Source organism: Streptomyces boncukensis (assembly GCF_011045075.1).
Classification (GTDB): domain Bacteria; phylum Actinomycetota; class Actinomycetes; order Streptomycetales; family Streptomycetaceae; genus Streptomyces; species Streptomyces boncukensis.
Window position 1 is genome coordinate 1 of record NZ_JAAKZZ010000302.1, and the last position, 9,356, is coordinate 9,356.

General features: G+C 75.2%; 4 protein-coding genes. 2 read left to right on the top strand and 2 right to left on the bottom strand.

The window, feature by feature from the left end; all coding sequences use genetic code 11:
• Positions 1-90: 90 nt before the first annotated feature.
• Complete coding sequence (locus G5C65_RS24370) at positions 91-882, bottom strand: VOC family protein (RefSeq protein WP_165301062.1); 792 nt, start codon at positions 880-882, stop codon at positions 91-93.
• A gap of 155 nt (positions 883-1,037) precedes the next feature.
• Here G5C65_RS24370 and G5C65_RS24375 point away from each other — a divergent pair, with 155 nt between their 5' ends.
• Complete coding sequence (locus tag G5C65_RS24375; RefSeq protein ID WP_165301063.1) at positions 1,038-6,992, top strand: type I polyketide synthase; 5,955 nt, start codon at positions 1,038-1,040, stop codon at positions 6,990-6,992.
• Positions 6,989-7,738 carry a thioesterase II family protein gene (locus G5C65_RS24380; RefSeq protein ID WP_165301064.1) on the top strand — a complete coding sequence of 250 codons (750 nt, stop codon included), beginning with the start codon at positions 6,989-6,991 and terminating at the stop codon, positions 7,736-7,738. The genes G5C65_RS24375 and G5C65_RS24380 overlap by 4 nt, the downstream gene beginning before the upstream one ends.
• Positions 7,739-7,906: 168 nt before the next feature.
• Here the strand turns inward: G5C65_RS24380 and G5C65_RS24385 are convergent, their stop codons facing one another.
• Positions 7,907-9,268 (bottom strand): cytochrome P450, encoded by a 1,362-nt coding sequence (locus tag G5C65_RS24385; RefSeq protein WP_165301065.1) that lies wholly within the window; start codon positions 9,266-9,268, stop codon positions 7,907-7,909.
• Positions 9,269-9,356 lie beyond the last annotated feature (88 nt).

Below are 9,356 nucleotides of genomic sequence, written 5' to 3' on the forward strand. Positions count from 1 at the left end.
CGAGTACGCCCAGTACGAGGGCTTTCACCCGGCACGCCGAGAGCACGCACCGGACGCCCCATGCGCCGCACGGGGCTTTCGAAACACCCCCTAGCCGACGCCCGCGGAGCCGTCCGGCTCCCGCGCCGCGAGCTCCAGCACCGCGAACGTGGCCCCCCACGGGTCCGCCAGCACCGCCAGCCCGGCACCCTCCCCGGTGGCACCGGAGAAGAGTACGGAGCCCCCCTCCCGCTCCGCCGTGCGCACGGCGGCCCCCGCATCCGTCGCGCCGAAGTACGGCATCCAGAACGGCTCGACGTCCTGCTGCCCGGCACGCAGCACGGTCCGCCCCGCGACGGGCTCGCCGTCGAGCCGGTACGCGGCGTAGTCCGCGCTGCCCGCTGCGGCGTGCTCCGCCGCGCGCAGGCCCAGGACGGCGGCGTAGAACCGGTCGGCCCCCGCCACGTCGCGCACCGCCAGCTCCGCCCAGCACAGCGACGACGGTTCGCCCACCCGGCCCGCGCCCAGATGCGCTCTTGGCTGCCAGAAGGCGACGTGCGCCCCGGCCGGGTCCACCGCGAGCACGCTCCTGCCCTGCACCCCGAAGTCCTCGGGCCCCTCCGCGATGTCGCCGCCCGCCTGCCGCACCCGTTCGGCCACCGCCTCGGCGCTGTCCGTCGCGAACGCGACGACCCAGCCCGTGCCGCCGTCCCGGGCCGGGGCGATGCCCGCCACCATCTGCCGGTCCGCCGCGGCGTAGGTGTAGTGGTCGTACGCCGCGCCCGCGTGCACGTACTCCCAGCCGAAGACAGCGGTGTAGAACCGCTCGGCGCCCGCGGGGTCCGGTGTGGACAGGTCGGCCCAGCACAGCTCGCCGGGGCGGTAGGACGTGGGTTCGGGCACCGGTTTCTCCTCCCGGGTCGGCTCGTGCTCAAGTCGTACGGTTGTCGTGATTCCCGGCGACCGTACGCCATTGTCGAACTGTATGCATTGACGTGCGACAGCGGCGCCGTACAGGATGCACGAACATCGATAAGATCGTTCACGGGGTGCACATCATGAGCCTGACCGACTCCCAGCCGAATCCCGATTCCGATGACATCGCCGTTATCGGCATGTCGCTCCGCGTGCCGGGCAGCGCGGATCTCGACACCTTCTGGGCCCAGTTGTCCGACGGCGTCGAGTCGGTCACCCGGTTCACCGACGAGGAGCTGCGCGCGGCCGGGATCCCCGAGTCCGAGCTGCGGGACCCGCACTACATCAAGGCCAAGCCGATCCTGGAGGACCTCGCCGAGTTCGACGCGGCCTTCTTCGGCCTGACGCCCCGTGAGGCCCAGGTCACCGACCCGCAGCACCGGCTGTTCCTGGAGTCCGCCTACACCGCGTTGGAGCACGCGGGCTACGACCCCTTCCGGGTGCCCGGCGCCGTCGGCGTCTACGGCGGCGGCGCGCCGAACTTCTACCGCGAGTGGAACGTCAGCGCCCACCCGGAGGCCGCAGCCGTCCTCGGCGAGGTCGGCGTCATGGTCGCCAACGCCACCGACTACATCACCACGTCCGTCTCGCACCAGCTCGGCCTGACCGGGCCGAGCGTCAACGTCGTCACCGCCTGCTCGACCTCGCTGGTCGCGGTGCACATGGCATGCCAGGCGCTGCGCGCCGGCGAGTGCGACGCGGCGGTGGCGGGCGGCGTCCAGGTCGAGCTGCCGCGCAAGACGGGCTACCACTCCGCCGAGGGCGGTATGTTCTCCGTCACCGGACATATCCGCCCGTTCGACGCGGCGGCCGATGGGACCATTTTCGGAACAGGGGTCGGCACTGTCGTCCTCAAGCGCCGGGCGGACGCCGTCGCGGACGGCGATCATGTGCACGGTGTCATCCGCGCCTCGGCCGTCAACAACGACGGCGCGCTGAAGGCCGGGTTCACCGCGCCCAGCGTCGCGGGCCAGGCGATGCTCATCCGGCAGGCGATGACCAAGTTCGGCATCGACCCCGGGCACGTCGGCTACGTCGAGGCTCACGGCACCGGCACCCGCGTCGGCGACCCGATCGAGGTGAACGCGCTCACCCAGGCGTACCGCGAGCTCGGCATGGCCGGTACCGGCAGCATCCCGATCGGCTCGGTGAAGGGGAACGTCGGGCACCTCGGCCCCGCCGCCGGCGTCATCGGGCTCATCAAGGCGGCGCTCGCGATCCGGTCCGGCCGGATCCCGCCGAGCATCAACTACACCGAGCCCAACCCCGCGATCGACTTCGCGGACAGCCCGTTCTACGTCAACACCGCGCTCGCCCCGTGGCCGGAGCACCAGGAGACCCGGCTGGCCGCGGTCAGCTCCTTCGGCGTCGGCGGCACCAACGCGCACGTCGTCCTGTCCGCGGCGCCGCCCGTGCCGCCCGCGAAGCCCGCACCGACCGCGAAGTCCGTACCGACCGCGAAGCCCGCGCGGCCCGCGAAGTCCGCGCGGCAGCGGGCCGGGCTGAACGGCTCGGCACCGCAGCGCCCCCTCCAGCCCCGCCCGCTCGTGCTCCCGCTCTCCGCACGGACCCCCGAGGCGCTGGCCGCCCTCGGCGGCCGGCTGGCCGACCACCTTGAGGCGCACCCCGAGCTGGACCCGGGGGACACGGCCGCAACGCTCAGCCAGGGCCGGCCGGCGCTGGCCTGCCGCGCCGCCGCCGTCCCCGCCGACGGCGAGACGCCCGCCGAGGCCCTGCGCGCCCTGCGCGCCCTGCGCCCCGGCGGCTCCCCGGCCGCGCGGACGGGCCCGGCTGCGGGGCCGGCTGCGGGCCCGTCCGCGCGGGGGCCGGAGCGCACCGTCGGCTTCCTCTTCCCCGGCCAGGGCTCCCAGCACCCCGGCATGGGCAGACGGCTGTATGACCAGGAGCCCGTCTTCCGCGCGGCCGTCGACCGCTGCGCCGAGCTCGCCGAGCCGTACACCGGGCTCGATCTGCGCGAGGTCATGTTCGCCGCCGCGCAGGACGGCCCGGAGCACGGCTCGGAGCACGGCCCGGAGGGGGACCCGGCGGACGGTTCCGGAGCCGCCGAGCGGCTGACCCGCACCGGGCTGGCGCAGCCCGCGCTGTTCACTGTCGAGTACGCCATGGCACGGCAGCTGACGAGCTGGGGGCTGACCCCCTCCGCGATGGCAGGGCACAGCGTCGGCGAGTATGTCGCGGCCTGCCTCGCCGGTGTCTTCACCCTGGCCGACGCGGTACGGCTGGTCGCGCGCAGGGGAGCGCTCGTCGAGGCGCTCCCGGGCGGCGGGATGCTCGCCGTCCCGGCCCCGCCCGACGAGGTGGCGGACCTGGCCGGAGTGGAGATCGCCGCCTACAACGGCGAGCGGCTGACCGTCGTCTCCGGACCGGACGCGGCGGTCGACGCCGCACAGGCCGTCCTGAAGCGGCGCGGGGTGCGCGCCCAGCGGCTGCACACCTCGCACGCCTTCCACTCCGCCATGATGGAACCGGCGCTGGACGACTTCGCCGCCGAGTTCGACGACGTCGAACTGAACGCTCCCGAGCTGCCGTTCGTCTCCAACGTCACCGGCGAGTGGATCACCGACGAGCAGGCCACCGACCCCGCGTACTGGGTGCGCCATCTGCGCGCCCCGGTGCGCTTCGCGCAGAGCGCCGCGCTGCTCCTGGAGGACGAGGGACGGGTGCTGGTCGAGGCGGGCCCCGGGCAGGTGCTGACGGGGCTCACCCGTGCGCAGGCGGTGGCCGCGGGCAGCCGGGACCGCGCGGTCGTGCCCACCATGCCCCAGCCGCAGGGCGCCGAGGACGGCGCGCTGCGCCTGGCGCGCGCCGTGGGGGAGCTGTGGCGCGCGGGCGCTTCCCTCGACTGGCCGGCGTACTGGGGTGAGGGATGGCGGCGCGTCCCGCTGCCCACCTACCCCTTCGAACGCAAGGAGCACTGGCTCGACCCGTCCAACCCGTCCGACGAACCGCGCCCCGCGGCCGGCGCCCCCGCTCCGCACGGCGCCCGGGAGCCGGGGGAGGAGGGCGGGCGCCGCCCCATCGAGCGCTCCCTCTTCCAGCCCGAGTGGCGCGAGGCCGCGGTCCCGGCGCCGGCCACGGCAACCGGCATGGCCCCGGCCACGGCCACGGAGGCCGGTGTGCTCGCCGGGCGCTGGCTGCTGCTGCGCCGGGGCGCGTTCCTCGACGGGACCGTCAGTCGGCTGAGGGAGGCCGGGGCCGAGGTGGTCACCGTCGAGCCCGGCGACCGGTTCGGCCGGCTCACCGGCAGCCGCTACCGGCTGCGCCCCGGCGTCCGCGAGGACTACGACCAGCTCGTCGCGTCCCTGACGGCCGACGGCCAACTGCCCGACCGCGTCCTGCACGGCTGGCTCGCCGGGCCGCCGACCGCCGCCGAGACGGACGGCGACAGCCCGCACCGCTGGCTCGACCTCGGCTTCTTCAGCGTCCTGTTCCTGGCCCAGGCCCTCGGCGAGCGCTCCTCGTCCCTCCCGCCCGGCGTCCGCTGGGACGTGGTGACGACCCGTGCCCGCTCCGTCTCCGGCGCCGAGCCCGTCGAGCCCGCGCGCGCCGCGGTCACCGGCGTGTGCGACGTGATGGCCAAGGAGCTCCCCGACTTCCGCGTCCGCTGCCTGGACCTGGACGAACACCGGTACGCCGAGGGCCTGCTGGACGAGCTGGGCACCCCGCACGGTGAACGCTGGGTCGCGCGGCGCGGCCGGAAGCGCTGGACGCTCGGCTACCGCCAGGTCCCCGAGCCGCGCGCCGCCGACGCGGCGGGCCCGCTCCGCGAGCGCGGCACTTATCTGATCACCGGCGGGCTCGGCGGTCTGGGGCTGACGGTCGCCGAGGGGCTGGCCAGGGCCGTACGCGCCCGCCTCGTCCTCACCGCCCGCTCCGCCTTCCCGCCCCGCGCCGAGTGGGACGCCGTGGACGCCGGGGACGGGCCCGATGAAGGGGTGCGGGAGACCGTACGCCGGCTGCGCCGGATCGAGGAGTACGGCGCCGAGGTGCTGGTGTGCCAGGCCGACGCCGCCGACGAGGACGCGATGCGCTCCGCTCTCGCGCGGGGCGAGCGGGAGTTCGGACCGGTGCACGGCGTCTTCCACACGGCGGGTGTGCCCGGCGGCGGTCTGCTGGCGCTCAAGACCCGGGCCGAGGCCGAGCGGGTGCTGTCCGCGAAGGTCGCGGGCACCCTCGTCCTCGACAAGCTGCTCGGCGAGCAGGCGGAGCTGATGGTGCTGTTCTCCTCCATCACGTCCGTCGCCGGAAACCTGGGCCAGACCGACTACGCCTCCGCCAACGCCTTCCTGGACGCCTACGCGCACGCCCGCGCGGCGGACGGCCCCGGCTTCACGGTCTCCATCAACTGGGACGCGTGGGCCGAACTGGGCATGGCGGCCAAGGCGGACGCGCTCGCGCCTGCTGCCTTCCGAGCGCTGCAGACCGGTGCCCCGGCCCAGGTGGGTTCGCTGGCCACCCGGCGCCCCGCGCAGACGGCCCTCGACCCGGCCCCGGACGCCGAAACGGACGCCGAGACCGTCGTCGAAACGGTCGCGGACCCGGGTACGGAAGCCGCCGTGGAGGCCGGGGCGGGAACGCACCCGCTGCTCGGCGAGCGCACCGAGACCCCGGACGGCGAGATCAGCTACCGCAGCACCATGGACCCCGCCTCGCACTGGGTGGCCCGTGAACACCGGGTCGCCGGAACGACCGTCTGGCCCGCGACCGCCTATGTGGAGATGGCCCGTGCGGCGGGCGCCGCCGCGCTGTCCCCGGACGCCCCGCTGCTGCTGTCCGATGTGACGTTCCTGGCGGTGCTGACGCTGACCGGGCCCACCACCCTCCGCACCACGCTCACCCCCGAGCGGGGCGGCTACCAGGTGGTCATCGCCAGCTCCGCCGACGGTGCGGAGTGGACGGAGCACGCCACCTGCCTGGTGCGCGAGGCACCGCGCTCGGCGCCGCCGGTGCAGGATCTGGAGGTGCTGCGCGAGTGCTTCCCGGTCGTCAAGCCCGACACCGAGCCGTACGAACCCGAGGTGGGTCTGATCGACTTCGGGCCGCGCTGGACGAACATGGCCGAGATCCGGCGCGACGACTCCTCCACCCTGGCCCGGATCGAGATGCCTCCGGCCTACACCGGCGAGCTCGCCGACTACCCGCTGCATCCTGCCCTGTTCGACGCCGCGACCTCGAACGCCGTCTATCTGCCCGACATCGGCGCGAAGGGCGAGAGCTATCTGCCGTTCTCGGTGAGCGGGATCACCGTGCGGGAGCCGCTGCCGTCGACCGTGCACGTCTACTCGCGGCGGCGCGGGGCGCACGGCAACCTGATCACCTTCGACATCACCCTCACGGACGACTCGGGCCGGGAAGTCGTGGACGTCACCGGCTACACGGTGCGCGCCTGGAACCCGGCCGACTTCCGCGCGAGCGTGACGGCGGCGTCCGAGCCGGCCGGGGGAGAGCCTGCGGACGAGCCCGAGCCCGAGCCCGAGCCCGAGGCCGAGCCCGAGTCCGGCCCCGGGCCCGAGCCCCGGCCCGCGCAGGAGCCGGGACTCGGCGGTGAGTTCGCCATCCGGCCGGAGGAGGGCCTCAAGGCGCTCTGGCACATCCTGAGCGACCGGGTGGGCCCGCAGGTGGTCGTGGTGCCGGAGGGCGTCAGCGCCCGGCTGCGCGCCGTGGAGGGACTCACCCAGGACGTGATCGAGGGGACCGGGGGCGGCGCCGCCCCCGGTCCGGCGCCTGCCGCGGCCCCGTCCGTGCCCGCGGCCCGGTCCGGCGCACCCGCCGCCCCGGGCGGCAGCGCCCCGGCCGATGCGGGCAGCACCCATGAGCGGCTGACCCGGATGTGGGCCGACGCGCTGGGCATCGAGGACGTCGGCGTGGACGACGACTTCTTCGCACTCGGCGGGAACTCGCTGGTGGGCGTGCAGCTTGCGGCCCGGGTGCGCCGGGAGTTCGAGACGGACCTGCCGATCGCCACCCTCATCGAGAACCCCACCGTCCGCGCCATCGCTGGGATCATCGCCACATGAGCACCTCCGGCACCACACCGTGGACCCCGTTCCCGCCGCCCGGCGGGGGGAAGCTGCGCCTCTTCTGCTTCCCCTGCGCCGGGCAGGGCGCCTCGGCCTACCGCGCCTGGCAGCGGCTGCTGGCCCCGGAGATCGACGCCGTTCCCGTGCAGCTGCCGGGCAGGGAGGGGCACGCCACAGCCCCGCCGTACACGGACATGGACGCCCTGATGGACGCCCTGCTCCCCGCGCTCCGTGGGCAGCTCACCGAGCGCTTCGCGCTGTTCGGGCACAGCATGGGCGGGGTGGTCGCCTTCGAGACGGCCCGCCGGCTGGAGGCCGAGGGCCGCTCGCCCGAGCATGTGTTCGTGGCGGCCCAGCGCCCGCCCCGCGACCCCGGTGACGGGCAGTGGGAGCTGCACGAGCTGCCGCACGCGGCGTTCATGACGATGCTCGGGCTCCTCGGGCAGGTGCCCGCCGAGATGTTCGAGGACCCGTCCGCCGTGACGCGCGCTGCGGACACCCTGCGCGCCGACTTCGCCCTCGCGGAGACCTACGCCCCGCCCGTCGGGCGGCGGCTGGCCGGTCCGCTCACCGTGCTGGCCGGGCTCGCGGACAGCGGCGTCCCGCCGGCCGCGCTGCGCGGCTGGCGGGAGTGGGCCTCCGGCGCGTTCACCTTCCGCCCCGTCCCCGGCGACCACTTCTTCGTCCACGAGCGGACGGAGGAGATCGTCGGCCTGCTGCGCAGCACGCTGCTCACCGCCTGACGTGCGGCCCCCTGAGCGAGGGGCTGCGACTGCGCCTTGCTGACGCGTCGCAGGGCGCGGGTGCCCCAAGCTCTCGGCTTCGCACGAGTCTGGGGGGGATCAGGGCCGGCGAGCGCAGTCCCGATGCCGGGTGCCCGGGATCCGCAGGACCGGCCATGGGCATCCGCCTCAGCCGTGCCCGGGTGCCTCCTTCCGCGGCCGGGGGACCATCGACAGCGGCCCGGGGCTCAGCGTCCCCAGCGCGCGGGGCGTGAGCCGCGTGCCGCGCGCCGGGCGCAGCGCCCAGCGCGCCGAGATCCCGGCCAGCGCGAGGGCCATCTCGGTCAGCGCGAACTGCTCGCCGATGCACTTGCGGCTGCCGCCCCCGAAGGGGACCAGCGCCCCGCGCGGCGTCCCGTCCGCGCGCTCCGGCAGCCAGCGGTCCGGGTCGAACCGCTCGGGCTCGGGGAACAGCCCCGGATGGCGGTGCAGGATGTACGGACTGTAGAGCACCGTCGTGCCGGAGGGCAGCCGCCGCCCGGCGAGCTCGGTCTCGGCGGTGGTGGCGCGGGTGAAGAACCAGCCCGGGGGATACAGCCGCAGCGTCTCGCTGACGACGCTGCGGGTGTACGGCAGGCTGTCGAGGTCGTCGAACCGGGCGGGGCGGCCCTTGAGCACGTCGTCCAGCTCCTGGTGCAGCCGCTCCTCGGCCGCCGGATGGCCGGCGAGCAGCCAGTAGGCGAACGCCAGCGCGTTGGCCGTGGTGTCCGAGCCCGCGCCGATCATGACGATGAGCTGGTCGCGGATGTCGGCGTCGGAGAGGGGGCCGTCGTGCTCGCCGTGCCGCGCGGACAGCAGCAGCGAGACCAGCCCGCCGTCGTCGGGCGGCGCCGCGCGCTGGGCGCGGATGACGTCGTCGGTGGCCCGGCGGATCCGCCGGCGAGCGCGGAAGTAGCGGAGATTGCCCGGGGTGGGCAGGCTGTGCAGGAGCGGCACCGGGGTGAGCGTACGGCGGTAGAGGCCCTCGACGGCGGGCGGGAGGGAGCGCTGGAACTCCGCGACGGCCCGGTCCTCGGCGGCGGCCGCGAGCACGCTGCGGGTGACGATCCGCAGCGCGAGCGCGTTCAGCGCGTCGACCAGGCCCACGGTGCTCCCGGCGCGCCAGGACCGGGTCATCCGGGCGACCTCCTCGCCCATCACCTCCGCGTAGCCCGCGATCCGCGCCGTCTGGAAGGCGGGCTGCAGCTGGCGGCGCTGCCAGCGGTGCTGGGCCCAGCGCGCCATGGCCAGGCTGTCCCCGAACAGCGCCCGTGCCTTGTCGAAGAAGGGGCCGCCCTTGTCGAACGTGCGCGAGTCGGCCAGCACATGGCGCAGCAGCTCCGGCGCGCAGACCACATACCCGGGGGAGGGGCCCAGCCGGATCTCGACCAGATCGCCGTGGGCGGGCAGCGCGGCGAGGAACTCCAGCGGGCGGGTGCGCAGCTCCCACGCGTGCCCGAGAACGGGCAGCGCGCCCGGGGCCGTTCCGACACGGGGGGCGGTGAGCGACATGGCGGGCCTCCTTTCGCACAGCACTTCCCGGCGGAGGGGTCCGGGATGCCCGTACCACCGGGCGCGGGCGGTGCACGGAACGCACGGC

What these genes read in the sequence shown, in the direction of transcription:
- G5C65_RS24385 (WP_165301065.1), bottom strand. Translation starts at nt 9,268, where the DNA reads ATGTCGCTCACCGCCCCCCGTGTCGGAACGGCCCCGGGCGCGCTGCCC.
- G5C65_RS24375 (WP_165301063.1), top strand. Translation starts at nt 1,038, where the DNA reads ATGAGCCTGACCGACTCCCAGCCGAATCCCGATTCCGATGACATCGCC.
- G5C65_RS24380 (WP_165301064.1), top strand. Translation starts at nt 6,989, where the DNA reads ATGAGCACCTCCGGCACCACACCGTGGACCCCGTTCCCGCCGCCCGGC.